At 73.3% G+C, this 26,413-nt stretch carries 25 protein-coding genes and 1 tRNA gene; 14 read left to right on the plus strand and 12 right to left on the minus strand.

Going from position 1 to position 26,413, the window contains the following annotated elements; translation table 11 throughout:
• Positions 1-4: 4 nt before the first annotated feature.
• Entirely contained in the window at positions 5-1,669 is a 1,665-nt protein-coding gene (locus ACLIN4_RS10740) for a hypothetical protein (RefSeq protein WP_411575718.1), read from the plus strand.
• Here ACLIN4_RS10740 and ACLIN4_RS10745 read toward each other — a convergent pair.
• A complete protein-coding gene (locus ACLIN4_RS10745; protein WP_411575719.1) occupies positions 1,623-3,893 on the minus strand; it encodes a phosphatase PAP2 family protein in 2,271 nt (756 codons plus the stop codon). The two genes, ACLIN4_RS10740 and ACLIN4_RS10745, sit on opposite strands and share 47 nt — an antisense overlap.
• 473 nt (positions 3,894-4,366) lie before the next feature.
• Between ACLIN4_RS10745 and proP the strand changes: the two genes are divergently transcribed.
• A complete protein-coding gene (gene proP, locus ACLIN4_RS10750; protein WP_373429051.1) occupies positions 4,367-5,770 on the plus strand; it encodes a glycine betaine/L-proline transporter ProP in 1,404 nt (467 codons plus the stop codon).
• Between the two features lie 194 nt (positions 5,771-5,964).
• Positions 5,965-6,636: an O-methyltransferase gene (locus tag ACLIN4_RS10755; RefSeq protein WP_100049045.1), complete on the plus strand. Its 672-nt coding sequence runs from the start codon at positions 5,965-5,967 to the stop codon at positions 6,634-6,636.
• Positions 6,637-6,672: 36 nt separating this feature from the next.
• On the opposite strand, the gene ACLIN4_RS10760 is transcribed toward ACLIN4_RS10755, so the two are convergent.
• Positions 6,673-7,065: an FHA domain-containing protein gene (locus tag ACLIN4_RS10760; RefSeq protein ID WP_179342268.1), complete on the minus strand. Its 393-nt coding sequence runs from the start codon at positions 7,063-7,065 to the stop codon at positions 6,673-6,675.
• A gap of 87 nt (positions 7,066-7,152) precedes the next feature.
• On the opposite strand from ACLIN4_RS10760, the gene ACLIN4_RS10765 reads away from it, so the two are divergent.
• Positions 7,153-7,560, plus strand: a complete 408-nt coding sequence (locus ACLIN4_RS10765; RefSeq protein ID WP_100049047.1) for a DUF1992 domain-containing protein — start codon at positions 7,153-7,155, stop codon at positions 7,558-7,560.
• Between the two features lie 10 nt (positions 7,561-7,570).
• On the opposite strand, the gene ACLIN4_RS10770 is transcribed toward ACLIN4_RS10765, so the two are convergent.
• Positions 7,571-8,134, minus strand: coding sequence for a hypothetical protein (locus ACLIN4_RS10770; protein WP_290013526.1), 564 nt, complete (start codon positions 8,132-8,134; stop codon positions 7,571-7,573).
• Between the two features lie 5 nt (positions 8,135-8,139).
• A complete protein-coding gene (locus tag ACLIN4_RS10775) occupies positions 8,140-8,811 on the minus strand; it encodes a hypothetical protein (RefSeq protein ID WP_107476432.1) in 672 nt (223 codons plus the stop codon).
• 163 nt (positions 8,812-8,974) lie between these two features.
• Here ACLIN4_RS10775 and ACLIN4_RS10780 point away from each other — a divergent pair, with 163 nt between their 5' ends.
• A complete protein-coding gene (locus ACLIN4_RS10780; protein WP_100049050.1) occupies positions 8,975-9,475 on the plus strand; it encodes a GNAT family N-acetyltransferase in 501 nt (166 codons plus the stop codon).
• Between the two features lie 150 nt (positions 9,476-9,625).
• Here ACLIN4_RS10780 and ACLIN4_RS10785 read toward each other — a convergent pair whose 3' ends face one another.
• On the minus strand, positions 9,626-11,689 hold the full coding sequence (locus ACLIN4_RS10785; RefSeq protein WP_290013522.1) for an MDR family MFS transporter: 2,064 nt from the start codon (positions 11,687-11,689) through the stop codon (positions 9,626-9,628).
• Positions 11,690-12,535: 846 nt separating this feature from the next.
• Between ACLIN4_RS10785 and ACLIN4_RS10790 the strand changes: the two genes are divergently transcribed.
• Entirely contained in the window at positions 12,536-13,432 is an 897-nt protein-coding gene (locus ACLIN4_RS10790) for a peptidoglycan-binding domain-containing protein (protein WP_289903509.1), read from the plus strand.
• A gap of 172 nt (positions 13,433-13,604) precedes the next feature.
• Here ACLIN4_RS10790 and ACLIN4_RS10795 read toward each other — a convergent pair whose 3' ends face one another.
• A complete protein-coding gene (locus ACLIN4_RS10795) occupies positions 13,605-14,270 on the minus strand; it encodes an HAD-IA family hydrolase (RefSeq protein WP_100049052.1) in 666 nt (221 codons plus the stop codon).
• Between the two features lie 288 nt (positions 14,271-14,558).
• Positions 14,559-15,140, minus strand: a complete 582-nt coding sequence (locus tag ACLIN4_RS10800) for a TMEM165/GDT1 family protein (RefSeq protein ID WP_100049053.1) — start codon at positions 15,138-15,140, stop codon at positions 14,559-14,561.
• 424 nt (positions 15,141-15,564) lie between these two features.
• On the opposite strand from ACLIN4_RS10800, the gene ACLIN4_RS10805 reads away from it, so the two are divergent.
• The 4 genes from ACLIN4_RS10805 (at position 15,565) to ACLIN4_RS10820 (ending at position 19,693) form a co-directional block, all read left to right on the plus strand.
• On the plus strand, positions 15,565-16,209 hold the full coding sequence (locus ACLIN4_RS10805; RefSeq protein ID WP_107476435.1) for an HNH endonuclease family protein: 645 nt from the start codon (positions 15,565-15,567) through the stop codon (positions 16,207-16,209).
• Positions 16,210-16,339: 130 nt separating this feature from the next.
• A complete protein-coding gene (locus tag ACLIN4_RS10810; protein WP_411575720.1) occupies positions 16,340-18,136 on the plus strand; it encodes an alkaline phosphatase D family protein in 1,797 nt (598 codons plus the stop codon).
• A gap of 229 nt (positions 18,137-18,365) precedes the next feature.
• On the plus strand, positions 18,366-18,821 hold the full coding sequence (locus ACLIN4_RS10815) for a DoxX family protein (protein ID WP_307652889.1): 456 nt from the start codon (positions 18,366-18,368) through the stop codon (positions 18,819-18,821).
• A gap of 209 nt (positions 18,822-19,030) precedes the next feature.
• Entirely contained in the window at positions 19,031-19,693 is a 663-nt protein-coding gene (locus tag ACLIN4_RS10820; protein ID WP_100049059.1) for a DedA family protein, read from the plus strand.
• Positions 19,694-19,847: 154 nt separating this feature from the next.
• On the opposite strand, the gene ACLIN4_RS10825 is transcribed toward ACLIN4_RS10820, so the two are convergent.
• Complete coding sequence (locus ACLIN4_RS10825) at positions 19,848-20,081, minus strand: DUF2277 domain-containing protein (protein ID WP_107476437.1); 234 nt, start codon at positions 20,079-20,081, stop codon at positions 19,848-19,850.
• Positions 20,082-20,085: 4 nt separating this feature from the next.
• Positions 20,086-20,637, minus strand: coding sequence for a GNAT family N-acetyltransferase (locus tag ACLIN4_RS10830; protein WP_307652888.1), 552 nt, complete (start codon positions 20,635-20,637; stop codon positions 20,086-20,088).
• Between the two features lie 151 nt (positions 20,638-20,788).
• Here ACLIN4_RS10830 and ACLIN4_RS10835 point away from each other — a divergent pair, with 151 nt between their 5' ends.
• A complete protein-coding gene (locus ACLIN4_RS10835) occupies positions 20,789-21,145 on the plus strand; it encodes a hypothetical protein (RefSeq protein ID WP_107476439.1) in 357 nt (118 codons plus the stop codon).
• 121 nt (positions 21,146-21,266) lie between these two features.
• Here the strand turns inward: ACLIN4_RS10835 and ACLIN4_RS10840 are convergent.
• A tRNA-Val gene (locus tag ACLIN4_RS10840) sits at positions 21,267-21,341 on the minus strand.
• Positions 21,342-21,702: 361 nt separating this feature from the next.
• Between ACLIN4_RS10840 and ACLIN4_RS10845 the strand changes: the two genes are divergently transcribed.
• The 3 genes from ACLIN4_RS10845 (at position 21,703) to ACLIN4_RS10855 (ending at position 24,420) form a co-directional block, all read left to right on the plus strand.
• Positions 21,703-22,473, plus strand: a complete 771-nt coding sequence (locus tag ACLIN4_RS10845) for a DUF4097 family beta strand repeat-containing protein (RefSeq protein WP_107476440.1) — start codon at positions 21,703-21,705, stop codon at positions 22,471-22,473.
• Positions 22,474-22,544: 71 nt separating this feature from the next.
• Positions 22,545-23,951, plus strand: a complete 1,407-nt coding sequence (locus tag ACLIN4_RS10850) for a hypothetical protein (RefSeq protein WP_290013519.1) — start codon at positions 22,545-22,547, stop codon at positions 23,949-23,951.
• Between the two features lie 244 nt (positions 23,952-24,195).
• Positions 24,196-24,420 carry an FmdB family zinc ribbon protein gene (locus ACLIN4_RS10855; RefSeq protein ID WP_100045919.1) on the plus strand — a complete coding sequence of 75 codons (225 nt, stop codon included), beginning with the start codon at positions 24,196-24,198 and terminating at the stop codon, positions 24,418-24,420.
• 177 nt (positions 24,421-24,597) lie between these two features.
• Here the strand turns inward: ACLIN4_RS10855 and ACLIN4_RS10860 are convergent, their stop codons facing one another.
• Together ACLIN4_RS10860 and ACLIN4_RS10865 are read right to left on the minus strand one after the other, a co-directional pair.
• The gene (locus ACLIN4_RS10860; RefSeq protein ID WP_411575721.1) at positions 24,598-25,242 is read right to left on the minus strand and encodes a response regulator; all 645 of its coding nucleotides are present in this window, start codon (positions 25,240-25,242) and stop codon (positions 24,598-24,600) included.
• Positions 25,233-26,375, minus strand: a complete 1,143-nt coding sequence (locus ACLIN4_RS10865) for a histidine kinase (protein WP_381940329.1) — start codon at positions 26,373-26,375, stop codon at positions 25,233-25,235. Before ACLIN4_RS10865 ends, ACLIN4_RS10860 begins: the two co-directional genes overlap by 10 nt.
• Between the last annotated feature and the right edge of the window lie 38 nt (positions 26,376-26,413).

The raw sequence follows: 26,413 nt of genomic DNA on the forward strand, positions 1-26,413 counted from the left end.
CTCGATGACACCGAACGGAAACCCGACCGTGGCCCCTGCCGCCCTGACGACCCTCCCGAGCCCCGAACGGCGCCGGGAGAGACGCCCGAGCGATGCCCTGCGCGCCTTCGGGCGCCGGCATCGCGTGCCCCTGCTCGTCACGCTGCCCACCATCCCGCTGTACGCGGTGTGGTGGGTGTTTCTCGCCACCGGCGGGGGTGACCTCGCCGCGCAGGTGGCCTGGACCGACTTCGTCTCGCGGCACGGCTCCTCGGCCTACGGACTGTTCTGGTACGGCGGGGTGCACACCGCCAACTACAGCGTCATCTCGCCGTACCTGATGGCCGCGCTCGGCGTGCGCACGGTCACCGCGTTGTCCGGACTGGCCGCCGCCTGGCTGGCGGCCGTGCTGATCATGCGGACCGGCGTGCGCAGGCCGCTGTGGGTCGCCCTGCTCGCCTCCCTCGCCCTGTGGTGCAACGTCGCCTCGGGGCGCACCACCTTCGCGCTCGGCCTGGCCTTCGGGCTGGCGGCCTGTGTGTTCCTGGTCCGGGAGCGACGGCTCGTGCTCGCCGCCGGGTACGCGGCGCTGGCCACCATGGCGTCGCCGGTGGCCGGGCTGTTCCTGGCCGTCGTCGGGGCCGGGTTCCTGTTCGTACGGGACCGGGGCCGCGCCCTCGTGCTCCTCGTGCCGCCCGCCGCGGTCGTCGGGCTGACCACGCTGCTGTTCCCCTTCGACGGGGAGCAGCCGATGCCGGCGGGCCGAATATGGCCGCCGGTCGTGCTCGGCCTCGCCGTCACCGTGCTGGCCCCGCGTGCCTGGCGGGTCGCCCGGTGGAGCGGGGCCGTGTACGCGGCCGGCATCGTGCTGACGTACGTCGTCGCCTCCCCCATCGGCACGAACGTCGAGCGGTTCGCGGAGTACTTCGCACCCCCGGTGCTGCTCGCGGCCCTGCTCGGCACGGACCGGGCGCGGCGGATCGCGCGCGGTCTGCTGATCGTCGCGCTCGTCTTCTCCGTGGGGTGGACGGTGAAGAAGACCGCCGACGACCTGACGGAGTACACCGCGGTGCCCGCCTGGGCCGTCGAGACGGACGGTGTCGTACGGGCGCTGGACGGGCTCGGCGCGGACCGCGGTCGCGTGGAGGTGGTGCCCGCCCGCGACCACCGCGAGGCCGCCGGGCTCGCCCCGCACGTCAACCTGGCCCGCGGCTGGAACCGGCAGCTCGACGTGGAACGCGGCCGCCTCTTCTACGACGGGACCTTCTCCGCGACCACCTACCGGGACTGGCTGGACCGCTGGGCGGTCGGCTTCGTGGTGCTTCCGCAGGCCAAACCGGACGGGCCCGCCAAGGCCGAGGCGGCCCTCGTGCGGGACCCGGAGCTGCGCCCCGACTGGCTGGAGCCCGTCTGGCAGGACGAGCACTGGCGGGTGTTCCGGGTGCGGGACGCCGTACCGCTCGTCTCCGAGCCCGGCACCGTCGTGGCCACCTCCGGTGCCGACCTGGTGCTGCGCGTGGACCGGCCCGGCTCGGTGACCGTACGGGTCGCCTGGTCGCCGTGGCTGCGGGCCGACGGCGGGTGCCTCGCCCGGGACGGCGAGTTCACCCGCCTGACGGTCGAGGCACCCGGCGAGTACCGGCTCAGCTCCCGGTACGGTCCTTCACCTGGGACGGGGGGCCGCTGCTGAGGTCGTCGGCGGGCGGGGAAGCGCCCTCGGTGTCCTCCGCCGTGTCCGCCCTGTCCACTGCGTCCGCCGTGTCCCTGGCCGGGGACGGGGCGGGGGCGGTCTCCTTGTCGGCGGCCGAGTCCGTGACAGCGGCCGTGTCTGTGACGACGGCCGTGCCTGTGACGACGGCCGTGTCTTTCGCCGCCGCCGTGTCTTTCGCCGCCGCCGTCTCCTTGGCCGCCGCCGTCGTCACCCGGGCCCTCGGGCCCTGGAACAGGTACGCCAGGCCGAAGCCCGCCGCCACGACCGCCGCGCCGCCCACCGCGTCCAGCACCCAGTGGTTGCCGGTGGCCACGATCGCCGCAACGGTGAAGAGGGGGTGCAGGAGGCCGAGGGCCTTCATCCACAGCTTCGGGGCGATGACCGCGATCGCCACCCCGCACCACAGCGACCAGCCGAAGTGCAGCGACGGCATCGCGGCGTACTGGTTGGTGAGGTGGGTCAGCGTGCCGTAGTCCGGCTTGGAGAAGTCCTGCACGCCGTGCACCGTGTCGATGATCCCGAGCCCCGGCATCAGGCGCGGCGGCGCCAGCGGGTACAGCCAGAAGCCGACCAGGGCCAGCAGCGTGGTGAAGCCGAGGGACGCGCGGGCCCAGCGGTAGTCGACGGGGCGGCGCCAGTACAGGACGCCGAGGACGGCCAGCGGGACGACGAAGTGGAACGACGTGTAGTAGAAGTCGAAGAAGTCCCGCAGCCAGCCGATCTTCACCACGGCGTGGTTGACCGCGTGCTCGATGTCGAGGTGCAGGAAGCGCTCGATGTCGAGGATCTGCCATCCGTGCTCCTCCGCGCGGGCCCGGCCCGCCGAGTTGCTGCCACCGGTCGCCGCGAGGCGGACCTGGGAGTAGGCGGCGTAGGTGACCCGGATGAGGAGCAGTTCCAGGAGGAGGTTGGGGCGGGTGAGGACCCGGCGCAGGAAGGGGAGGAGGGGGACGCGCTTGAAGCGGGCCGGGACGGGCGGGGCGTAGCTGGTGGGGACCGGGGTGTCGAAGTACGGCGAGGTGCGCGGCAGGAAGGGCACGGCGACGGCGGCGGCCAGCGCCGCGAGCAGGACGATGTTGTCGCGCAGCGGGTACAGGGCCGCCATGTTCGGCAGCATCATCTTCGCGGGCAGCGTCATCACCAGGACGACGGCGACCGGCCACACCAGGCGGTCGGAGGCGCGCTTGCCGACCCGGCCGACGAGCGCGGGCAGCACCCACAGCAGCTGGTGCTGCCAGGTGGCCGGGGACACCACGACGGCCGCGCAGCCGGTGACGGCGACGGCGAGCAGCAGCTGGCCGTCGCGGGCGTAGCGGACGGCGCGGCGCAGGGCGAGGACGGCGACGGCCGCGCCGAGCAGGAGGAAGAGGGCGATCTCCAACGGGCCGTTCAGGCCGAGGCGCAGCAGGGCGCCGTGCAGCGACTGGTTGGCGAGGTCGTCGGCCTCGCCGCCCAGGCCCACGCCGGCCATGTGGTGGACCCAGTAGGTGTACGAGTCCTGCGCCATCGCCGCCCAGGCGACGGCGGTGCAGGCGAGGAACGTGACGCCGGTGGACACGGCGGCGCGTCTGCGGTCGGTGAACCAGAGCAGGGGCACGAAGAGGAGCACGGTGGGCTGGAAGGCGGCGGCGACGCCGATCAGTACCCCGCCGACACGGTCGGCGTGCTCCCCCCGTACGGCGAAGCAGCCCAGCAGCACGAGCAGGACGGGGAGGATGCTGGTCTGGCCGAGCCACAGGGCGTTGCGCACCGGCAGGGACAGCATCAGCAGGCTCACGGCGACCGGCGCCGCCAGCAGCGCCGTGCGGCGGCCCACCGGCCGCGGCAGGGCTCGGGCGGCGACCAGGCCGAGCGCGACGACCAGCAGCAGTGAGCCGAAGGTCCAGCCCCAGCCGAGGGCCTGCTCGGCGGCGCGGGTGAAGGGTTTGAGGACCAGGCCGACGAAGGGTGTGCCGGTGAACTGCGTGGACTCGTACAGCGAGCCCTCCACGTGCAGGACGCCGTGCTCCCCGACCCAGGTCTCCAGGTCCGTCAGCCGTTCTCCGCTCGGAGTGCTGAGGACCGCGGCCAGCTGCCGGACGGCGAGGATGGCGGCGACCAGCCACAGGCCGAGGCGGGCCACGCGCATCCGTGCCCTGGTCGCATCGACGGCCGGGGCTCCGAAAGCCTCCGCCGGTCGCCCACTGTGCTCCGCATTCGCCACGCCCCGTCGGCCTCCCGCCCCGTTCGTATCGCGCCCGTGCACGCGATGTGTCGTCCTTGCGAACCCTATGAGGCTCGCACCACCCCCCGGGGGGAGACGCAGGCAACCCCCGCTCAACCTGACCGCCGCCCGCTTTTCGCCGTGTTTTTTCTCCTGCCCGGGTTTCGGCCGCCTTCCGGCTGTTTGTTCGGACGACGATAGTGCGGGAGAGGGCCGGTTGCCTCTTCTGGGAGCGAGAAGGATCACAGGTCACGGAGGAAAGGAGCGCTCCGTGGCGCGCGGATGTCCCTGCGTGCACACCCTTTTGATGCATTGTGCAACGAAGAGCATACCGGGCGTAAGCGGCGCATCAGCGCCTATGGTCGCCTTTCTGCCCGTGGCCGAGTGGCCGCGGGTTCTTTCCGGCCCGGCGACAGTGCCGCCGTGCGGGTCGGGGCGTCCCTGTTCCCGTCGAAAGGTAGGCGAGCGAAGTTTTGTCGGCCGCCCCCGTCGTCGCTCATCCGTCCCGCACGACCCCCGCACCGTCCGTGCCACCCTCCTCCCGTGCCGACGGCCCGCCCACCGCCACCGATCCCGCGCTGGTCAGGCGTGCCGTCAAGGCGGCGGCGCTCGGCAACGCGATGGAGTGGTTCGACTTCGGTGTCTACAGCTACATCGCCGTGACGCTGGGCAAGGTCTTCTTCCCGTCGGGCAACCCGACGGCGCAGCTGCTGTCGACGTTCGGCGCCTTCGCGGCGGCGTTCCTGGTCCGGCCGCTGGGCGGCATGGTCTTCGGGCCGCTCGGGGACCGGGTCGGGCGGCAGAAGGTCCTCGCCCTGACGATGATCATGATGGCGGCGGGTACGTTCGCCATCGGCCTGATCCCCTCGTACGCGACGATCGGCGTCTGGGCGCCGGTGCTGCTGCTGGTCGCGCGGCTGGTGCAGGGCTTCTCCACCGGGGGTGAGTACGCGGGCGCGTCCACCTTCATCGCCGAGTACGCGCCGGACAAGCGGCGCGGGTTCCTGGGGAGCTGGCTGGAGTTCGGCACGCTGGCCGGGTACATCGGCGGCGCGGGCCTGGTGACGCTGATGACGGCGCTGCTGTCGGACGGCGACCTGACATCGTGGGGCTGGCGGATCCCGTTCCTGATCGCGGGGCCGATGGGCATCATCGGGCTGTACCTGCGGATGCGGCTGGAGGAGACGCCGGCGTTCGCGGCCGAGGTCGAGAAGGCGGAGGCGGAGCGGGTCAAGGTGCCGCTGCGGGAGATGGTCACCGGGCAGTGGAGGGCACTGCTGCTCTGCGTCGGCCTGGTGCTGGTCTTCAACGTCACGGACTACATGCTGCTGTCGTACATGCCGAGCTATCTGACGAGCGAGCTGAAGTACGACGAGACGCACGGGCTGCTCGTGGTGCTGGCCGTGATGGCGCTGATGATGGTCGTCCAGCCCTTCGCGGGCGCGCTGACCGACCGGGTCGGGCGGCGTCCGGTGATCGCGGCGGGCTGCGCGGGCTTCCTGCTGCTGTCCGTGCCGGCGCTGCTGCTGATCCGTGACGGCAGCCTGTGGGCGGTGGGCCTGGGCATGGCCGCGCTGGGCCTGCTGCTGGTCTGCTTCACCGCGTCGATGCCGTCCGCGCTGCCGGCGCTCTTCCCGACGCGGGTGCGGTACGGCTCGCTGTCGATCGGCTTCAACGTGTCCGTGTCCCTGTTCGGCGGGACGACGCCGCTGGTGGTGACGGCGCTGATCGGGGCGACGGGCAACATGATGATGCCCGCCTACTACATGATGGCCGCGGCCGTCGTCGGCGGTGTGGCGGTGTGGTTCATGTCGGAGTCGGCCGGACGGCCGCTGCCGGGCTCGGCACCGGCGCTGGACGCGCGCGAGCGCGCGTAGGACCGGCGCACGGACGAGACCGACGGGCGGTGCGGACGAGACCGACGGGTGGTGCGGACAGCGCGCCCACCACCCGCCCACCTCCCGCTCGACCGAAACACGCCCACCGGAACGCCCCTGCGCGCACCGCCCCCCGGCTATCTTCGTTAGCGCACCTACTTAGAAAAGCTAACGACGCACACGGGAGGCCCCGCATGAGCGACTCGCAGCTCTGGGACGACGTCGACGCCTACTTCACCGCCCAGCTCTCCCCCGCCGACGACGCCCTGGAGGCCGCCCTGCGGGAAAGCGACGCCGCCGGGCTGCCGCCGGTGAACGTCACCGCCGCTCAGGGCAAGCTCCTCCAGCTCCTGGCGCAGATCCAGGGCGCCCGCACCATCCTGGAGATCGGCACCCTCGGCGGCTACAGCACCATCTGGCTGGCCCGCGCCCTCCCCGCCGACGGCCGCCTGGTCACGCTGGAGTACAGCGCCCGGCACGCCGAGGTCGCCACCCGCAACATCGCCCGCGCCGGCCTCGACGCCCTCGTCGACGTACGCGTGGGGCCGGCCCTGGAGTCGCTGCCGAAGCTCGCCGACGACAACCCGCCGCCCTTCGACCTGGTCTTCATCGACGCGGACAAGGGAAACAACCCGCACTACCTGGAGTGGGCCCTGAGGCTCACCAGCACCGGCAGCCTGATCGTCGTCGACAACGTGGTCCGCGGCGGCCGCGTGGCCGACGCCGGTGACACCGGCGACGACGTGCGCGGCACCCGCGCCGCGATCGAGATGATCGGCAGCCACCCGCGGCTGAGCGGTACGGCGGTCCAGACGGTCGGCAGCAAGGGCTACGACGGATTCGCGCTGGCCCGCGTGCTGGAGTGAGGGCGGCGCGCGCTCAGGCCTCGCGAAAGGGCGCGCTCAGGCCTCGTGGTAGAAGCCGACGTTGACGCTGCGCGGTTCCGTGCGGTCCTGGACGACGATCTCGCCGCTCCCGCCCCTCGGCAGCGGCACGGTGCCGCCGTAGGACACGGGCCGCGCGTGGCCGTCGACGGTGAGCCGGACCTCGCAGGACGGGTCGGGCTGGGAGCCGCGCAGCCACGTCAGCTGCCACGTGCCGTCGGGTCCGCAGCGGAACTCCAGGTGGACCCGGGAGACGAACAGCCAGTCGTCCGGCGTCGACAGCCGGCACACGGACTTGTCCCTGCCCACCCGCAGCACCGCTCCCGGCTCGCTGGGCGCCTCGGCCATCTGCATGCCGGCCGTGGCACCCGCGTCCGCCGCGGTGACGGCGGCCATGGTGAGTTCGAGCACGTGCGCTCCTCCAGAGACGTCCCTCGTTGACGTATCGCCGCCGCATGATAAGTCGGCCGCCGGTGCCGTGTCCGGCACAATGAGGTCATGACCGAGCGAAAGCCACCTGGCGTCGACTTCGAGTCCTGGGTCGACAAACAGATCCGTGAGGCGGACGCGCGAGGCGAGTTCGCCGACCTGCCCGGCGTGGGCAAGCCCCTGCCCGGCGAAATGGACGGTACCTACGACGAACTCTGGTGGGTCAAGCGGAAGATGGCCCGCGAGGGCTTCTCCGTGCTGCCGCCGACCCTCGCGCTGCGCAAGGAGGCGGAGGACGCCCTGGAGGCGGCGGCGAACGCCCCGTCGGAACGGGTGGTGCGCCGCATCGTCGAGGAGATCAACGTCAAGATCCGCGACGTCATGTTCAAGCCGCCGCCCGGCCCCCCGCTGGGTCTCAAGCCCTACGACGTCGAAGAGGTCGTACGGCAGTGGCGGGAGCGCCGGGCAGAGCGGTGACGCCCGTCGGTCACAGGCGCATCAGGCGGTCCGCCAGCTCGCGGTAGTCCCGCAGGGCGAGGCGGAGTTGTTCGGTGTCGGTGTTCGTCGCGCGGTCGTCCGGGCCGGTGTCGTGCCAGGACGTGCGCAGGGTGCGCCGGCGGTGCGCCACGGCGTCCGTGAAGCGGGCGGTGAGCTCCTCCAGGATGCGGTCCGCCTCCTCCACGGAGGCGCGCGGCGCGTCGACGAAGCCGGCCACCGCGTGCTGGAGCCGCTGCCCGAGCTTGTCGCACTCCTCGTGCGGGAGGAGCGCGCCGCCACCGTGGGCCGCGTCCGCGACGCCGGCCGGGGTGCCGGCCCGGGCACCGGTCGGGGTGGTGGGTTCGCCGGTGGGCCGGGGGTGTGCCGCCCCGTCGGTCCGCAGGCCGGGGGTGGTGTCGGCGCGGGCGCCCGCGGCGTGGTCCGCCCGGGCTCCGGGAACCGGGGGCGTCTCGGCCGCCCGGCCGGTGTCCGGGACGGCCGCACCACGTGCGCCGGGATACTGCGTCTCCTGCTCGGCGGGGGTGCCGCCGGGCTGCCGGGTCACGTCGGACATGTGCCTCAACTCTCCTTCGGCCGGCTCTTGCTGAACGAGAAGGAGTGGTGCGCGCGGGTGGCGGGCGCCGCTCCGTCGCCGTCCGTTCCGGCCCGGTGCCGGCCTCCGTCGTGGTGGCGGGCCGGGTGCACCAGGTCCTCGAACAGCGCGCGGGCCGCGACCATGGCCTCGCGCATCTCCTCCGTGCCCGCGCCCGCGTCCTGCGCGCCGTCCACGCGCGCGTGCGTCACGCGGTGCACGCGCCGGTAGCCGTCGACGTGGTGGGCGTGGTGCACGGACAGGGCCGCGAGCTGTTCCTCGTACTGTCCGCCGTCCGGGAAGCCCCGGGCTCCGGCCAGCTCCGCGAGCAGCCGGTCCGCCTCGCCGACCGCCTCCCGCGGGGAGTCGACGAAGCGCTCCTGGGCCGCCGCCCAGCGCGCCTCGAAGCGCTCACGCTCGGCCGGCTCCAACTGCCGTTCACGCAGCGACCCGTGCCGTTCCACGCGGTCGGCCAGCTCGCGCTCGGCCGCCTTGGTGTCTCCGTCGTGCCGGGCCACGGCCCGGTCGTACTCGGGCCCGAAGCGCCGCTTCAGGCTTCCGCCGTGCTGGGGGCCCCGTGCGCGCAGGGCCAGGACGGCCGCCACGACGAGCACGGCCGCCACGATCACGATCAAAGCGATGATCACGCCTGTGGACATGAGTGCCTTCCGGGTAATCGGCCCGACCGGCTCTCCTGGCGGGCCGGCTCGCGGTTCGGGTTGCCCCTCAGCTCCCGGTCAAACGGCGCACGGGGAGCGGGAACGGCGCATCGGTGGGAAAATACGCTCGCGCGGGACGCCCACCCGTCCCGAGAATGCGGGCATGACCTGGACCGTCGCCCCGGAACCGTACGACTCCCCCGTAGCCGCCGCCCTGTGGCGCGCGTACTACACGGAGGTCAGCGACCGCTGGTACCTGCTGCACGAGGGACGGCGCACCGACCCCGGAGAACTGGAGCGGGAGATCGCCGCCCAGCCCGGCGCCGACCTCGCCCCGCCCCGGGGCCGCTTGCTGGTCGCCCGGTACGGCGGTGAGGCGGCGGGCACGGCGGGCGTACGGCTGCTGGACGCCGGCACCGCGGAGTTGACCCGGGTGTTCCTGTACGAGCGGATGCGCGGCCGGGGCGGTGCCGCGCTGCTCGTACGGGCCGCCGAGGACGCGGCACGGGCGCTCGGGGCCTCGCGGATGGTGCTCGACACGCGCGGTGACCTCGTCGAGGCCCGTGCCCTGTACGCGCGCCTCGGCTACACCGAGACCGAGCCGCACAACGAAGAGCCGTATGCCGAGCACTGGTTCGCCAAGCGGCTTCCGGACGCCGCCTGACGGGAGCGGGACGGGAAGCGGGGCGGGCCGACGGCGCCGATCGGCCTCCGCTCGCGCCGACCGGACGGCCTCCGCTCCGTCCCGCGGTCAGCGGGCCGGTACCGGCGTACGCGGCCGGTACCGGCGTACGCGGCCGGTATCGGCGTACGGTCAGCCGGCCGGTGCCGGCGTGCGCCGGTCGTCGTGCGGGCGCTCCCGCCGCGATCCGCACAGCTCGCCAGTGAGTTCCCTCACGAGGTGCGTCAGGTCGGTGGGGCGGTCCGGGCCCCACCAGTCGCCGAGCAGCTCGGCCAGGGATTCCTCGCGGGCCCGCGCCAGCCGTTCCGCGGCCACGCGCCCCCGGTCGGTGAGGACCAGATCGGGGCCCTCTCGGACGGCGAGGCGCCGTTCCTCCACCTGGCGGGCGGCGGCCATGACGGTGGTCAGCGGGACCGGGCTGCGCTCGGCCAGGAGGGCCGGCTCGACCCTGCCGTACCGCCTGACCCGCAGCAGCAGCCAGCTCGACGCCGGCAGCAGGTCGTAGCCCGCCCGCGCGGTGATCCGCCGGTAGACCTCCCGGCGGCCCTCACGGGTGCCGAGCACCGACAGCGCGCGGCACACCTCGTCGCGCGAGGACCGTTCCACCGGGTTGCTGGCGAGGGTCTGGGTGCCGTCCGGCGCCCTGACCGCGCCGCGCAGCCGGTCCTCCTTCAGGAACCAGGCCAGCAGGAAGCCCAGGAGGGCGACGGGGGCGGCGTAGAGGAAGACGTCCGTGATGGACGAGGCGTAGGCGTGCAGGGCGTCGGGGCGCAGGGCGGGCGGCAGGGCGCCGATGCCGCGCGGGTCGGCCTTCAGGGAGTCCACGGTGACGCCGGGCGGGAGATCGGCGCCCCGGAAGGAATCCGTGAGCGCGGTGCCGAGGCGGGCCGCGAAGATCGTGCCGAAGACGGCGACGCCGAAGGACGCGCCGATGGAGCGGAAGAACGTCGCTCCGGAGGTGGCGACGCCCAGGTCCTCGTACGGCACGGCGTTCTGCACGATGAGGACCAGTACCTGCATGACCAGGCCGAGGCCGAGGCCGAAGACGAAGAAGAAGGAGCTCATCTCCGCGGTCGAGCTGTTCTCGTCGAGCTGGTGCAGCAGGAGCAGGCCGAGGGTGGTGACGGCGGTGCCCGCGACGGGGAACACCTTCCAGCGGCCGGTGCGGCTGACGATCTGCCCGGAGACGGTCGAGGACAGCAGCAGACCGACCACCATCGGGAGCATGTGCACGCCGGACATGGTCGGGCTGACACCCCGCACGACCTGGAGGAACGTCGGCAGGTAGGTCATCGCGCCGAACATCGCGAAGCCGACGACGAAGCTGATCACGGCGGAGAGCGTGAAGGTGCGGACCCGGAACAGCTTGAGCGGGAGGACGGGCTCGGCCGCCCTGCGCTCCACGGCCACGAAGACGGCCGCCAGGACCACTCCCAGCACCGCCAGTCCGACGATCTGCGGCGAGCCCCACGCCCAGGTCGTGCCGCCGAGCGAGGCCACCAGCACCAGGCAGGTGGCGACGGAGGCGATGAGGAGGGTGCCGAGGTAGTCGATGACGTGCCGGGCGGTGCGGCGGGGGATGTGCAGGACCGCCGCGATCACGGCGAGTGCGACGATGCCGACGGGCAGGTTGATGTAGAAGACCCAGCGCCAGCTCAGGTGCTCGGTGAAGACCCCGCCGAGCAGCGGTCCGAGCACGCTGGTCGCGCCGAAGACCGCGCCGAACAGGCCCTGGTAGCGGCCGCGTTCGCGGGGTGACACCAAGTCTCCGACGATCGCCATCGACAGCACCATCAGGCCGCCGCCGCCCAGTCCCTGAAGGGCGCGGAAGGCGATCAGCTCGGGCATGCTCTGCGCGATGCCGCACAGTGCGGAACCGACCAGGAAGATGCCGATCGCGATCTGGAACAGCCGCTTGCGCCCGTACTGGTCGCCGAGCTTGCCCCACAGCGGGGTCGCGGCGGTCGCGGCCAGCATGTACGCGGTGACCACCCAGGACAGGTGCTCCATGCCGCCCAGGTCGCTGACGATGGTGGGCAGCGCCGTCGACACGATGGTCTGGTCGAGGGCGGCGAGCAGCATGCCGAGGAGCAGGGCTCCGATCGAGACGAGCACGCCGCCGGGGACCTGCTCCCGCCCCTCCTCGTTCCCCGCGGGCCGCATCGGGTCCGTCGCCTCGCGCACGTCCTGGGCCATGAAGACCTCCACGGGTGTCTCATGGATCACTCACGGGTGCGATCGCGCACCCTCCATCCTGGTCGGTGTGACCAGTTATGGCCGGTTCACTCCTGGGGGAAGCCGGGATTCCGGGGGCGTACGCGCGGAAGTATGGAGAAGATCTGCATAATCTCTGGAGTTCGCGAGGGGAGTCGCGAGGGGAGGGACGAACGCGTGGAGCAGCGGGAACAGCCGGAACGGCGGGGAGAGACGTCGCGTGAGCGGCCCTCGGGGCACTCGTGCCCGGAGTGCGGCACCCCCAGGGAGGCGGACAACACGCCCGCCTGCGCCTGCGGAACGCGAGCCTCCGACGCCCTGCGCGACGCGCGTACGGCACAGGCGGCAGCGGCGGAGGACTTCGACCCGCTGCGTATACGTCCGTACGTCGAACTGGACGGCGCCGGGGACGCGGGGGCACGGGTGCGGGGGGCGGGGGCCTCCGGCGGGGTGCCTTCGGGAGCGGGTGCTGCGGGCGGGGTGCCTTCGGGAGCGGGTGCTGCGGGCGGGGCGTCGTCGGAGGGGGCACGTCCGGGCTCGGGCGAGGCGGCTGTCGGCGGGGCGACTGCGGACGGGGCACCTTCGGCGGGGGCGACTGCGGACGGGGCGGCGCCGAGTGGGACGGCTGCGGACGGGGGGTCTTCCACGGGGATCACCTCGGCAGGAACGGCCGCGAACGGCGCGGCGTCGTCGGGAGCGCACTCACCGGGGGGTCCCTCGTCGGGGGCTCTTTCCCCGGGTGCCGGCTGGTCGGGCTCGCCCTCGTCCGCCGCGTCGGCGGGCGGATCGCCGGAGGCCACGGCTCCGCAGGGGGCGACACCCCCGTCCGTGCCCGCCCCGTCCAGTACGCCGGACCCCGACGCCACCATGACGCTGCGCGCCGTCGGTGCCGGGCAGCCGCCGGTCCCGGCCACGGAGGCGACCTCCGTACTGCCCACGCCCGTACTGCCCACGCCGCTGGCGCCCTCGGCCGACGCGCCCCGCGCGCACGACCTGAGCCTGTTCGAGACCTCGGCCACCTCGGCCACCTCGCCCGCCGCCCCCGCCACGCCCGTGGGGCCCGGCGCTGACGGCACCGACGGGCGTCCGTCGCGCGGGCGGCGCAGGGGCGTGCTGCTGAGTGCCGCGGCCGCGGTCGTGGTCGTGGTGGGCGCCGCCGGGTTCGCGAGCGGTCTGTTCTCCTACGAGGCGCCCTCGCGGGACGGTGCGCTGCCGGAGGAGGTCAGGGCGAGCGTGCCGGACCCGTCGACCAGCGCGGTGTCCTCCGCTGCCGGATCGAACTCGCCGTCCGCCTCCGAGACCTCCGCGCCCCCGTCCCCGTCCGCGTCCCGGTCCACGAGCACGAGTCCGTCGCCCTCGCCGTCGACGTCGGAGTCGGCGCCCAGTGCTTCGCCGTCGCCGTCCCGGTCGGCCGAGACGTCACCGTCCGCCGCGACCACCCCTCCCGGCGCGCCCGCCCAGGAGTCCGAGGGCGACGACCGCGACCGGGACCGTGACGGCGGCCCCACGCTGCACCGCGGCGACCGGGGCTCCGAGGTGGTCGAACTCCAGCAGCGGCTGACCCAGCTGTATCTCTACAACGGCGACATCGACGGCGACTACGACCACCAGGTCGAGGACTCTGTCCGCACCTACCAGTGGGCCCGCGGCGTCCGCTCCGACGAGCTCGGCGTCTACGGGCAGGACACCCGGCGCATGCTGGAGTCGGAGACGCGGGAGCCGTAGGCGGCCTTGCCCGAGGGCCGTGAGCCCGCGTTCACGCATTCACGCGCAGGCCGTGAGCGCCGTGGGCACCGTCACACGGAAACCGCGACCGCACCCGCACACGACCCGCAGCCGGCGTCCGGTCGGGCGCCCGTCGGGGCCCGGGCAACGGCCCCGAGCCATGCTCCGCCCGTCAGCCGATGTGCAGCCGCAGCGAGCCGTCCGCGCCGGCCTCCACCCGTACCCGCGTCAGGTCCTCCACGACCACGTCCGGCCCGTGGAGACCGGCGCGCGGACCTACGCCCACGACCCGCATCCCGGCGGCCCGGGCGGCGGCGATACCCGCGCCGGAGTCCTCGAAGGCGATGCAGTCGGCGGGGTCGACGCCCAACTCGGCGGCGCCCTTGAGGAAGCCCTCGGGGTCGGGCTTGCTGGCGCCGACCGACTCGGCGGTGACCCTGACGTCCGGCTGGGCGAGCCCGGCGGCGGCCATCCGCGCGGTGGACAGCGGCACGTCAGCCGAGGTCACCAGGGCGTGCGGCAGGCCGCGCAGCGAGGCCAGGAACTCCGGCGCGCCCGGGATCGCGACGACGCCCTCGGTGTCGGCGGTCTCCTCGGCGAGCATGCGCGCGTTGTCGGCGTGGTTCTGCTCCATCGGCCGGTCCGGCAGCAGCAGCGCCATCGAGGCGTAGCCCTGGCGCCCGTGGACGACCTTCATGACCTCGTCGCCGTCCAGACCGTGCCGGTCGGCCCAGCGCCGCCAGACGCGCTCGACGGCGGCGTCCGAGTTGACGAGGGTGCCGTCCATGTCGAGCAGCAGGGCGCGGGCGGTGAGAACGGTGGTGGCGGTGGCCGTCATCGGCAGACTCCAAGGCGCGAGGAGGAAACAAGGCGGCCCCGCCCGCCGGTCAGGGTGAACGGGCGGGAGCCACTTTGTTCCTCCACGGTACAAAACGGTTCGGGGGTCGCGCCACCACCCCGCCGGAACGTTCACGAACCGTTCAGCTCGCACGTCACCCGACTCCGCGCGCCACCGGCCCGCCCGCCCACCGACCAGCCCGCCCACCGACCAGCCCGTCCACCGGCCCGCTCACCCACCGGGACTCCCGACCGCCGTCCGGAACGCACCCGCCGCCCGCCGCCCCGCTCAGCCGGCGATCGCCTCCCACAGGCTCCACACGCCGAGACCCAGCATCAGCAGCGCCGCGACCTTGGTGATCAGCCGCAGCGGCACCCGCTTCATCAGGGCCTTCCCGCCGACGATGCCGAGCCCGGCCACCGCCCACAGCGCGAGCACCGCGCCGAGGCCGACGGAGAGCGGGTCGTCGTAGCGGGCCGCGAGGTTCGCGGTCATGATCTGCGTGAGGTCGCCGAACTCCGCGACCAGGATGAGCATGAAGCCGGCCCCGGAGACCTTCCAGAAGGACTGGTCCTCGGGCTTGCGGATCTCCTCGTCGTCTTCGTCCTTCTTCATCAGCAGCACGGCGGCGCCACCCAGGAACAGCACGCCGGTCAGCGCGTGCACGATCTGCTGCGGCAGCAGGGTCAGCACGCTGCCGGCCGCGACCGCGAGCACGACGTGCAGCAGGAAGGCGGCGGCCACGCCGGCGAAGACGTACGAGGCCCGGTAGCGGGTGCCGAGGACGAGACCGGCGAGCGCGGTCTTGTCCGGCAGTTCGGCGAGGAAGACGACGCCGAAGACGAGCGCCGTCACGGTCAGGCTGATCAAGGAATCCTCTATCGGTCGGGGCCGCCCCACCGAGAGTGCTGATCCTGCGCTTGCGGACACCTCGGCACGGCAGCACACGGTCGCCCCCGCCGTACGGCACGGGCGTGCACTGCTTGCCGAAGGTCTCGCTGGCCGGCCCCGCGCACGAGGCCTGCCTCCGGGCGCCGGCTCAGGCGAGCTGAGCAGTGTGTCGACGGTCCGGCGAAGAGCTACTCCCCTTCTGCGCCGTCCATAGTACGCGACCCCCGCGGGCGGGCCGAGGGGGCGAAAGTCCCGGGACATTCCGTCACGAGTCCTGCCGCACCTGTAGACGTGCCATGCACACGTCACTAACTTCTTACCGGCCGCACACCTGTGCGCCATGCGGCGTCGCGAGCATTCCCCTGCTCGCGCCCCAACACCCCCACAATCCAAGGGAGTTCGCATGCCGAAGTTCTACGCGCGTCGACGGCTCGGTTTCCTCGCCGCGTTCACCGGCCTCATAGCCTCGGCCGGGCTGCTCAACGGCCCGGCCGCCTCCGCCGCCCTCCCCACCCCGGTCAGCGCCGCCACCGCCCGCTCCTACCTCTCCTCCCTCACCGTGGAGACCGAGAGCCGCACCGGCTACGACCGCGACCTCTTCCCGCACTGGATCACGCAGTCCGGCACCTGCAACACCCGCGAGACCGTCCTCAAGCGCGACGGCTCGGGCGTCGTCACCGACTCCTCCTGCGCCGCCACCAGCGGAAGCTGGTACTCCCCCTACGACGGCGCCACCTGGTCCGCCGCCTCCGACGTCGACATCGACCACCTCGTCCCGCTCGCCGAGGCCTGGGACTCCGGCGCCGGCTCCTGGACCACCTCCCGGCGCCAGTCCTTCGCCAACGACCTGACCCGCCCCCAGCTCCTCGCGGTCACCGACAACGTCAACCAGTCCAAGGGCGACCAGGACCCCGCCACGTGGATGCCCTCGCGCAGCGCCTACCGCTGCACGTACGTCCGCGCCTGGGTCCAGGTGAAGTACTACTACGACCTCTCGGTCGACTCCGCGGAGAAGTCGGCACTGCAGAACCAGCTCGCGAGCTGCTGACGCCGCGGTGACCGCGCAGGCGGTCACGTGCTCGGACACCGCGAGCCCGGTCACGGCGTGTTCGGCGCGGAACCACCCCGCCGCCCTCCGTCGTTCCGTACCGTACGGGGCGACGGAGGAGGGCATCACCATGGCCGGACTGCGCCTGGGACCACTGCTGAGATACACCGACGGCTCGTCCGCGACCGTCTGGGTCGAGAGCGACCGGCCCTGCACCGCCGAGGTGCGCTGCGCCGACGGCGCCCGGGGTTCGACCCGTACGTTCCGGATCGCGGGCCACCACTACGCGCTGGTCCCGGTGAGCGGCCTGACGCCCGGTACGGCGACGGAGTACGAGGTGCTCCTCGACGGCACACGCGTGTGGCCGCCGCCCGACTCCCGTTTCCCGCCCTCCGTGATCGCCACGTCCCCGGCGGACGAGGGCACACGCATCGCCTTCGGTTCCTGCCGCTGGGCCGCGCCGCCGGCCGGCGGTCACGACCCGGTCGGGCCGGACGCGCTGGACACCCTCTCCGCCCGCATCGCGGCCGACCCGGAGGCGGCGCGTCCGGACGTGCTGCTCCTGCTCGGCGACCAGGTCTACGCGGACGAGATCTCCGACGCCACGCGCCGATGGATCTCCGGCCGCCGCGACCTGGCCGAACCTCCGGGCGACCAGGTCGCGAACTACGAGGAGTACGCCCGCCTCTACTACGAGTCGTGGCTCGACCCCGAGGTGCGCTGGCTGCTGTCCACCGTGCCCAGCTGCATGATCTTCGACGACCACGACGTCATCGACGACTGGAACACCTCCGAGGCGTGGCTCGCCGACATGCGGGCCACCGACTGGTGGCGGGAGCGGCTGCTCAGCGGGCTGATGTCCTACTGGGTGTACCAGCAGCTGGGCAACCTCTCCCCCAAGGAACTGGCCACCGATCCCCTCTACGCCGCCGTCCGCGACAGCCACGACGGCACCGACGTGCTGCGCACGTTCGCCGCGCGGGCCGACGCCGACCCGGCCTCCGTCCGCTGGAGCTACCGGCGCGACTTCGGCCGCGTACGGCTGCTGATGGTGGACTCCCGCGCGGCCCGCGTCCTGAAGGAGGACCGCCGCGCCATGCTCGACCCGGGCGAGGCCGCCTGGCTGCGCGAGCAGGTCCTCGACGGCCGGGGCGACCGCACGGGGGTGGACGCGGGCGACGGCGAGAGGGAGGGTGCGCGCGAGGGAGAGCGGGAGGGCAGGCCCGCCGGCGACACGGAGGGTGCGCGCGCCGACGATGCGATGGGTGCGCCCGTCGGCGACACGATGCGTGCGCCCGCCGGCGATCGGGAAGGCCCGTACGACCACCTGCTGATCGGCACCTCCCTGCCCTGGTTGCTGCCTCATCTGGTGCACGACGTGGAGGCGTGGAACGCCGCGATGTGCGCCGGCGAACGGGGTGCGCGCTGGGCACGGCTCGGGGAGCGGATCCGGCGTGGGGCCGACCTGGAGCACTGGGCGGCCTTCCCGTCCTCCTTCGACGCCCTCGCGGACCTCATCGCCGAGGCCGGTACGGGGCCCGGGGCGCCCGCGACGGTGAGCGTGCTGTCGGGTGACGTCCACCACGCGTACGTGGCCGAGCCGTCCTGGCCGGGGCGCACACCCGACGCGCACGTCGCGCAGCTGACCTGCTCACCGGTACACAACTCGGTGCCGCTCTCCATCCGCCTCGGCTTCCGCTTCGGCTGGAGCGCCTGGGCGCGTGCCCTCGGGCGGCGCATCGCCCGGCACGGACGCTGCGCGGCGTCGGCGGTCAGCTGGCGCAGGACCGGCGGGCCGTGGTTCGGCAACCAGATCATGACGCTGACCCTGCGGGGGCGGTCGGCCCGGCTGCGGCTGGAACAGGCACGGGCGGAACGCGACGGGACGACCGCCCTGCACCTGATCACGGACAGGGAGCTGGCGTAGGACCAGGGCGGGGCCGGGTATGGATTCAGTCATGCCGACGGGCCTCGGTCCACTTGTGGGAGCGCTCCCACCTGCTGTGGCGAACAGGGCGCGACGGTGACCACCTGCCATGTCATGGCCAAATGTTGAACTTGCAAGTACTCGTTAGGCTCACCTAACGTGGGCAGCCCACTCGGTTCCGTCCCCACCGGCCCGTCCCGGCCGGTCCGACCGAAGGAGCACCCCCCACATGTCCGGACGCATCGACAGTGCCCAGCCCTATGCCCTCGGCCTGTTCCGCATCGTCGTCGGCCTGCTCTTCGCCTGCCACGGCGCCGCCTCCCTCTTCGGGGTTCTGGGCGGCACGTCGGGCACCGGCGGCACGGTCGACGCGGGCACCTGGCCCGGCTGGTACGCCGCCGTGATCCAGCTGGTCGGCGGCGGCCTCGTCCTGCTGGGCCTCGGCACCCGCGCCGCCGCGCTCGTCTCCTCGGGCTCCATGGCCTACGCGTACTTCAAGGTGCACCAGCCGAGCGCCCTGTGGCCGATGGAGAACGGCGGCGAGGCCTCGGCCATGTTCTGCTGGGCGTTCCTGCTGCTGGTCTTCACCGGCTCCGGCGCCCTCGGCCTGGACCGGCTGTTCGCCCGGCGCACGTCCGAGCAGGAGCAGGCAGCCGCGGAGCGGCAGACCCCGGTCGCGGCCTGAACCGTCTCCACGTCCCCGGGCATCCCCCGGGGACGTGAACGGGGACCTGAACACCCCCTCCCGGTGAACGTTCCGTGCCGAACACCCAAGCCCCCTGTGAACCGTCTGTCACACCCCGGGCGTACGCTGTATGGCTGTCATCGGCCGCTCCTGCCGTCCCCGCATTCCGCGGCATGGCCCGGCCCACGGGGGAGTAACGGGGAGTTGTGGTGGTCGAGAGTCTCGGAAGTATCGGTTCGCTGGTCAGCAGCCCATGGATCTATGCGCTGGTGGCCACTTCCGTGCTCCTCGACATCTTCCTGCCGGTGCTGCCGAGCGGCGTGCTGGTGATCGCCGCGGCCACGGCGGCGGCAGCGGGCTCCGGTGCGGCGGCGGCAGCGGGTACCGGTGCGGCGGCCGCCGGACGGGTGCCGCAGGACGTCCCCGACATCCTGGTGCTGATCCTCTGCGCGGCGACCGCCTCCGTCGTCGGCGACCTGGCGGTCTACCGTCTCGCGTGGCGCGGCGGGCCGCGTCTGGACCGCGCGATCGCCCGTTCCCGACGGCTGACCACGGCGCAGGAACGTCTCGGCGGGGCACTCGCCCGAGGCGGCGGCGCCCTCGTCGTACTCGCCCGTTTCGCCCCGGCCGGCCGCTCGGTCGTCTCCCTCGTCGCCGGTACGGCACACCGCCGGATCCGCGAGTTCCTCCCCTGGTCCGCCCTCGCCGGACTGGCCTGGGCCCTTTACAGCGTGGCCCTCGGCTACTTCGGCAGCCAGTGGCTGGGCGCGACCTGGCTGGCCACGGGGGTGTCCCTGGCCGCGCTGTTCGGCGCGGGGGCGGTGGCCGCGTACCTGATGCGCCGCCAGCCCCGGGCCACGGAGGCCTCCTAACCCCCCCCAGCGGGCCCTTCGGGGGCCGTGGCGTCCGGCACCGTGCCGCTCGGCGCGGCGCGCGGCGACACCCGCCCGGCGACGGCCGCGTGGGAGCCGTGGCGCGTCCGGGCACCGGCACACGCCGGGGCGCGACCGGGCGGGCCTCAAGGCGTCATGAGGCACGCCGCGCGCCGACGCCTCCTCGTATCTCCAGACCAGCGAGCAGTTCGGCTGTGGCGCCCGCGACTGCCTCCACGGCCTGTTCGAAGACCTCCCGGTTGTGCGCGGCCGGCGCGCGGAAACCGGAGACCTTGCGGACGTACTGCAGGGCCGCGGCCCTGATCTCGTCCTCGGTGGCCTCCTCGGCCAGCACGGGCGGACGCAGTGTCTTGATGCTGCGGCACATGGCCTCAGTCTCCCCTCTTCAGGTCCACCCGCCAGTCGTTCGACCTGATCCGGTGGCCCTTCGGATATTCGAAGTCGGCCTGGCCGAGCAGGGTGAAGCCGGCCCGGCGGCAGACCGCGTTGGAGGCGGCGTGACCGACGCTCGGGAACGCGTGCAGATACCGGTGCGGACCGGCGGCGCGGGCGGCCTGCGCCACGGCGCGCGCCGCCCGCGCCGCCAGCCCCCGCCCCTGGAACTCCGGCAACACCGCCCAACCGGTCTCCCAGACCTCCGCGCCCTGCCAGGTCCGCTGCCAGTACCCGATCGAGCCGACGGTCCCGCCACCGTCCGCCAGCGTGATCCGGTACATCCGTCCCGGCTCCAACTCGACGTACCGCCGGTGTCGCACCGCGAGCTGCTCCTCGGTCTCCGGGCCGCCCAGGTGCGCGGTCATCTCGGGGGCGTTGGTCCTGCGCAGCAGCCACAGGCCCCCCTCCGCCCAGGGCACCAGGCACACCCGGCCCCCGTCCCCACTGGCACGCTCTTCCCCGCCGCCCCGCTCTTCCGCGCCGTCCATGTTCTTCACGGTAGGGCAGGGGTCTGACAGTCGGCCCGGCGGCGGGGAGCGCCGGGCGGCGAAGAAGACGCGAGCGGCTCCGGGCCACCCGTTCGCGTGAACCACTGAAGGGAACGCGCGCCTCAAAATCGAACAGGCGTATCATTGGCCTGTGGCTACGACCTATGACTTCCCCAGTGACCTCCTCGCCGGCCAGGAGGAACTGCATCAGGTCCGGGCCGAGCTGTCGGCCCTGCTGAAGAGACTCCCCTGGTCCGTCGAACCACTCGACGGCTTCAGCGACGACAACGGCTGGCGCAAGGTCGAACGCCCGGCCTCACCCGGCTGGTCGGCGGACGAACAGGCCGAGGTGGAAAAGCTCCGGCAGCGCGAACGCGAACTGGCCGTGTTCGTCAGCACCCACCGCTACTGGTCGCAGATCACCGGCCCCGACCGGGTGACCGCCCGCTCCGAACTGAAACGCGCACACGCCGCCCCGGACCGCGAGACCCCACCCGGAGATGCCTGAACGACTCGCACCGACAGGGGACGGATCACCGGATCGTCGAGGACCGCACCGAGCGGGCGCACGCGAAAGGCCCCCGGAGGATGCTCCGAGGGCCTCGCACCGACGACAGCGGCGCCGGTCCTGGTGGGCGCGGACGGTTTCGAACCGCCGACATCCTGCTTGTAAGGCAGGCGCTCTACCCCTGAGCTACGCACCCAGGACGAGTGGACAGCCTACATGGCCCCGGGCGGTGTGCGGCAACGCGTGGGGGGGGCCGGGCGGCGGGCGCCGACGCGTGAGGGGGCCGCGCGTCGCGGAGGGAGCGCGAACGGGCGGGGAGCCTCGCATCGCGGCGGGAGCGCGAACGGGTGGGGGCAGGGGGCGGTCGCGGGGCAGGGGGGACGGGGCAGGGCGAGGACGGGACAGGAGCGGGGGGTTAACCCCACCCCCGATCCGGGAGTGGCCCGGATCCCGCCTGGGCCCGCCGCTCCGTACGGTCGTAGAGCCTCGCCTCACCGGGCCCCGCACCGCGGATCCGCCCGGCGGCGCCTCGTCGTCCGTCCTTGGGGGAAACCGTCATGTCCCGCCGCATCCTTCCGGCCCGCGCGCTCGCCGCCGCCGGTACCGTCGCCGTCCTCGTCGCGGGCCTCGGCGCCTGTGCCTCCGCGGAGGACGACAAGGACCCCGACCACCGGACCTTCGCCTTCCGGGGCGACACCCTCACCATCGACGCCGACGACTCCGGGCTGGAGATCGTCGCCGCCGACGACAACGCGTCCGGCAAGATCAAGGTGACCCGGTGGTTCCAGGGCTCGGTCGCCATCGGCTCCGACCCCGAGGTCACCTGGGACATGGACGGCGACCGGCTGAAGCTGCGGACGCACTGCTCCGGCGTGGTCGCCGACTGCGCCAGCAAGCACCGCGTGGAGGTGCCGCGCGGTATCGCCGTCAAGGTGAAGTCCGACGACGGCAGCGTGCGGGCGCAGGGCTTCCGGGACGCGCTGGAGATCCGTACGGCGGACGGGTCCGTGCGCGTCAGCGACTCCACCGGGCCGCTCGAACTGCACAGCGACGACGGGTCGCTGCGTGCGGACGTCTCCTCCCGCCGGGTCGAGGCCTCCACCAAGGACGGTTCGGTCCGCCTGGATCTGCGCGTGGTCCCGGACCTGGTGGAGACCCGCAGCGACGACGGCTCCGTGAGCGTCGCCCTGCCCCGGGAGACCTACAAGGTGTCCGCCGAGAGCGACGACGGTGCGGTCGATGTGTCCGTGCCCCGGGACGACACCAGCTCCCACGTGGTGAACGCGCGGACCCAGGACGGGAAAGTCACGGTCCGAACCGCGAACTGACCGGCCCGTGTGTTCGTCCCTAACGGGTGGGAGAATGAACCCGGGCAGGACGGACGACACGGGAGAGGGATGTGACGGCGACACCATCGCAGCCGTACTCGCCGATGGTGCCGTGCGCACGGCGCCTGCCGCACCGTTCCGCCCGTCGCCGCAAGCCGGGCGCGGTCCGTGACGTGCTCACCCTCGTGGGTCTGCCGCTCCTCGCCGCTGTCGCGCTCCCCGCCGCGTTCGCCGGAGGGGGCACGCGCCGCTGGTTCGGCGGGCGGGCCGAGAGCCAGCGGGCCGAGGCACAGGCCGCGAAGGACGACGCCGCGGCGGCCTTCTACGAACTGGACACCGCGCAGCGGGACCTGCGGATCTCGATAGAGACGATCGCGGCCGTCGACTCCTCCCCCGCCGCCCGGCGCGCGGTCGGCGACTTCGAGGCGCTCGGCCGGCGCATCGACGAGGTCAGCCACCAGTACATCAACGCCGTCGACGCCCACGACCTGGACCGGGACGACCTGGAGGCGTCGGCCGCCTCCCGCGCCCGCACCGAACTCACCGCCGCCAAGAACGAGCTCGGCCGCGTCAAGCAGGAACTGGACCGCTTCGCCGAAGGGCTCGGCCCCCTGCTCGGCAAGGCCGAGACCCAGCTGGCCCGCCTGGCTCCCGCCGTCGAACGCGCCCGACAGGCTCTGCTCGCCGCCTCCAACGCCCTGGACGCAGCCCGCGAGTCCCGTCTCAAGGCGGACGACCTCGCCGCCCGGCTCGCCGCCCTCGGCCCGGAACTGACCCGGCTGAACCAGGGCGCCGGAGCACACGGCGTGCCGCAGACCCTGGAGCGGGCCGAGCGGGTCACCCGGGAGGCCGAGTCGGTCCGCGCGGAGGCCGAGCGACTGCCCGAACGCGCCGCCGAGATCGACCACCGGCTGGTCTCCCTGCGCACCCGCGCCCAGGCCCTGACCACCCGAACCGAGCAGGTCGAACCGGTCCTGAGCGAGCTGCGACGACGGTTCACCGTCGCCTGCTGGCAGGATCTCCAGCAGGTGCCGGACCAGGCCGCCGAGTCGGTCAGGCAGGCCGAACGGAAGCTGGCCGAGGCCCAGACCGCCCGCGACGAACAGCGCTGGCCGGACGCCACCGCCCTGCTGTCGACGGTGCGGGCACTGCTGAACGCGACCGACGAGGCCGTCTCCGCCGCCGGCGACCGGCTGCGACAGCTGAACGCCGTGCAGAAGGACCCCCAGCAGGAGATCGAGCGCACCCGTTTCGCCATCCGGGACGCCCAGCGCCTGGCCATGGCCGGCCGCAACACCCCGGACCCCCGTCACGCGCGCCCGCTGGACGACGCCGTGGCGCGGCTGGAACGGGCGATCACCACGCTGGAGGGCCGGCACCCCGACTACTGGCACTTCCTCACGGAGACCGAGGAAGTCCGGCAGACGGTGGCCCGTGTGGTCTCCCAGATCCGCGAGGAGCGCGGTGCCGGTCACTGATCACCGTGCGGCGGCCGGTCGCTGATCACCGTGTGGCTGCCCGTCACTGACCACCATGCGGCGGTCACTGATCACCGCGCGGCGGCCGGTCACTGGTCAAGGCCGAGTGCCGGTCACTGATCGACGGCCGGCTTCCGGTCGCTGACCAGCGGTCTGCCGCCTGTGGCCGGTCACGCGTCCGTGCCCGGCCGGTTTTCCGGCTCTTCCCGGCGGAACAGGCCGTCCGGACGGTTAACCTGTGCCCATGCCTCGCTACGAGTACCGCTGCCGGAGCTGCGGCGACACCTTCGAACTGAGCCGCCCCATGGCCGAGTCCTCCGCCCCCGCCGCCTGCCCGGCGGGCCACGACGACACGGTGAAGCTGCTGTCGACGGTCGCGGTCGGCGGCTCGTCCTCCGGATCCGCACCCGCTCCCGCACCGGGCGGCGGAGGCGGTGGCGGCTGCTGCGGCGGAGGTTGCTGCGGCTGACCCGAGGCAGATCGCCCGCCCCGGCGCGGCTGGGCCGGCACCCGACCGCCCTCGGTCCCCCTTCGCGCCCGTCGGCACCTGTCGGCTCTCCTCGACACGGCTCCCGGGGCCCGGCGACGGCTCCCGGGGCCCGGCTTCAGCTCCCCGAGGCCCTGCTACGGCTCCCGTCGCCCTCCTTCAGCTGCCGAGGTAGCGCAGCACGGCCAGCACTCTGCGTGAATAGCCCTCACCTCCGGTCAGTTCCAGCTTGTCGAAGATCGCGTTGGTGTGTTTCTCCACCGCGCTCTGCGAGATGTGCAGCCTCCGCGCGATCGCCGCGTTGGTGTGTCCCTGGGCCATTTCCGCCAGCACGTCCCGCTCCCGTGCGGTGAGCCGGGCGAGCAGGTCGGTGTGTGTCGTGCGGCCGAGCAGCTGCCGGACGACCTCCGGGTCGAAGGCCGCACGGCCGGCGGCCACCCGCTCCAGCGCGTCCAGGAACTCGTCGATCTGGACCACCCGGTCCTTCAGCAGATATCCCACTCCTTCCGTCTCACCGGTCAGCAGCTCCGTCGCGTAACGCTTCTCGACGTACTGGGAGAGCACCAGCACCCCGACCTCGGGCCAGCGCTCGCGTATCTCCAGGGCGGCGCGCAGGCCCTCGTCCGTGTGTGTGGGCGGCATCCGGACATCGGCGACGACCACGTCCGGCGGATCCTCGGCGACCGCCTTCAGCAGCAGCTCGGCGTTGCCCACGGCCGCGAGCACCTCGTGTCCCTCCTCCGTCAGCAGCCGCAACAGACCCTCCCTCAGCAGGGTCGAGTCCTCGGCGAGGATCAGCCGCATGGCAGCTCCGCGGCCACGAGGGTGGGCCCGCCGGGCGGGCTGACCACGCTGAGGCTTCCGTCGAGAGCGGCGACGCGCCGGGCGAGCCCGAACAGTCCGCTGCCGGCGGCGTTCGCCCCACCGCAGCCGTCGTCCCGCACGCTCACGTACATCCGTTGCTCCTCAGCTCTGACCGCGACGCTTATCCGGGTGGGCGCCGCGTGCTTGACCGCGTTCGTGACAGCCTCGCAGACGACGAAGTAGGCGACGGTCGCCACAGCCTGGTCAGGTTCCTCCACCAGGTCGTACTCCACCCCGACCGGCACGGACGCCCGCTCGGCGACCGTCTCCAGGGCCGCGCGCAGACCCGCCTCGTCCAGCGTGGTCGGGTAGACCCGCCAGGCCACCTCGCGCAGCTCGTCCAGGGCGCGGCGGCTCTCGTCGTGGGCCTGGCCCAGGAGCCGGTCCCGCCGGTCGGCGTCCTGGCTGCGGCGGGCGCGGCCGAGCAGCATGCCGAGGGCGACGAGGCGCTGCTGCACGCCGTCGTGCAGGTCACGCTCGATGCGGCGCCGTTCGTCGTTCACCGCGTCGACCACGGCGGCGCGGCTGGCGGACAGCTCGGCGATGCGCCGCTCCAGTTCCTCCTGGTGCCGCGGCCCGAGGAAGTGGCGCGCCAGCTGGCCCTCCAGTCCCACCACGCCGAATATTCCCTGCACGGCGAGGAACACGAGGAAGAAGCCGCCCACGCTGCCGAGGACCAACGAACCGGGGTCGCGTATGCCGTCCAGCAGGAGCCAGCCGTATATCCCGAAGGTGCCGTACCCGAGGCCGATCGCGGCCGTCAGCATCACCACGCCGCCCAGGACACCCAGGGCCCAGCGGCAGGCCACGTACCGCAGGGCCCGCACGTCCTCGTGCGCGGGCGTGATGCGGAGGTCCAGCCACATCGCCAGCCGGGCCCGCTCCATCCCCGACAGTGTCCGCGCGCCCGCGAGGACCGGGCGCAGTACGGCGCGGCGGGCGGCCGGCCACGCCGCCACCGGCAGGAGCACCGCGCCGGCCAGCAGGGCGAAGAGCAGCTCGACGGCGGCCGTGGCGGTCCCCATGATGAGGCCCACCCCGCACCGCACTACACGTCGCGCCATGTCTCGCATGATCGCGAGGCTAGCCGGGCACCGACCCGGCGCACACT

The sequence above is a fragment of the Streptomyces mutabilis genome, from assembly GCF_046628145.1.
Taxonomy (GTDB): domain Bacteria; phylum Actinomycetota; class Actinomycetes; order Streptomycetales; family Streptomycetaceae; genus Streptomyces; species Streptomyces mutabilis.

Bases quoted from the DNA above. Each gene is read 5' to 3' on its own strand.
- ACLIN4_RS10740 (WP_411575718.1), top strand. From the start codon at position 5: ATGACACCGAACGGAAACCCGACCGTGGCCCCTGCCGCCCTGACGACC.
- ACLIN4_RS10755 (WP_100049045.1), top strand. From the start codon at position 5,965: ATGAGCGACTCGCAGCTCTGGGACGACGTCGACGCCTACTTCACCGCC.
- ACLIN4_RS10765 (WP_100049047.1), top strand. From the start codon at position 7,153: ATGACCGAGCGAAAGCCACCTGGCGTCGACTTCGAGTCCTGGGTCGAC.
- ACLIN4_RS10770 (WP_290013526.1), bottom strand. From the start codon at position 8,134: ATGTCCGACGTGACCCGGCAGCCCGGCGGCACCCCCGCCGAGCAGGAG.
- ACLIN4_RS10775 (WP_107476432.1), bottom strand. From the start codon at position 8,811: ATGTCCACAGGCGTGATCATCGCTTTGATCGTGATCGTGGCGGCCGTG.
- ACLIN4_RS10780 (WP_100049050.1), top strand. From the start codon at position 8,975: ATGACCTGGACCGTCGCCCCGGAACCGTACGACTCCCCCGTAGCCGCC.
- ACLIN4_RS10785 (WP_290013522.1), bottom strand. From the start codon at position 11,689: ATGGCCCAGGACGTGCGCGAGGCGACGGACCCGATGCGGCCCGCGGGG.
- ACLIN4_RS10795 (WP_100049052.1), bottom strand. From the start codon at position 14,270: ATGACGGCCACCGCCACCACCGTTCTCACCGCCCGCGCCCTGCTGCTC.
- ACLIN4_RS10805 (WP_107476435.1), top strand. From the start codon at position 15,565: ATGCCGAAGTTCTACGCGCGTCGACGGCTCGGTTTCCTCGCCGCGTTC.
- ACLIN4_RS10810 (WP_411575720.1), top strand. From the start codon at position 16,340: ATGGCCGGACTGCGCCTGGGACCACTGCTGAGATACACCGACGGCTCG.
- ACLIN4_RS10815 (WP_307652889.1), top strand. From the start codon at position 18,366: ATGTCCGGACGCATCGACAGTGCCCAGCCCTATGCCCTCGGCCTGTTC.
- ACLIN4_RS10825 (WP_107476437.1), bottom strand. From the start codon at position 20,081: ATGTGCCGCAGCATCAAGACACTGCGTCCGCCCGTGCTGGCCGAGGAG.
- ACLIN4_RS10830 (WP_307652888.1), bottom strand. From the start codon at position 20,637: ATGGACGGCGCGGAAGAGCGGGGCGGCGGGGAAGAGCGTGCCAGTGGG.
- ACLIN4_RS10845 (WP_107476440.1), top strand. From the start codon at position 21,703: ATGTCCCGCCGCATCCTTCCGGCCCGCGCGCTCGCCGCCGCCGGTACC.
- ACLIN4_RS10855 (WP_100045919.1), top strand. From the start codon at position 24,196: ATGCCTCGCTACGAGTACCGCTGCCGGAGCTGCGGCGACACCTTCGAA.
- ACLIN4_RS10860 (WP_411575721.1), bottom strand. From the start codon at position 25,242: ATGCGGCTGATCCTCGCCGAGGACTCGACCCTGCTGAGGGAGGGTCTG.
- ACLIN4_RS10865 (WP_381940329.1), bottom strand. From the start codon at position 26,375: ATGCGAGACATGGCGCGACGTGTAGTGCGGTGCGGGGTGGGCCTCATC.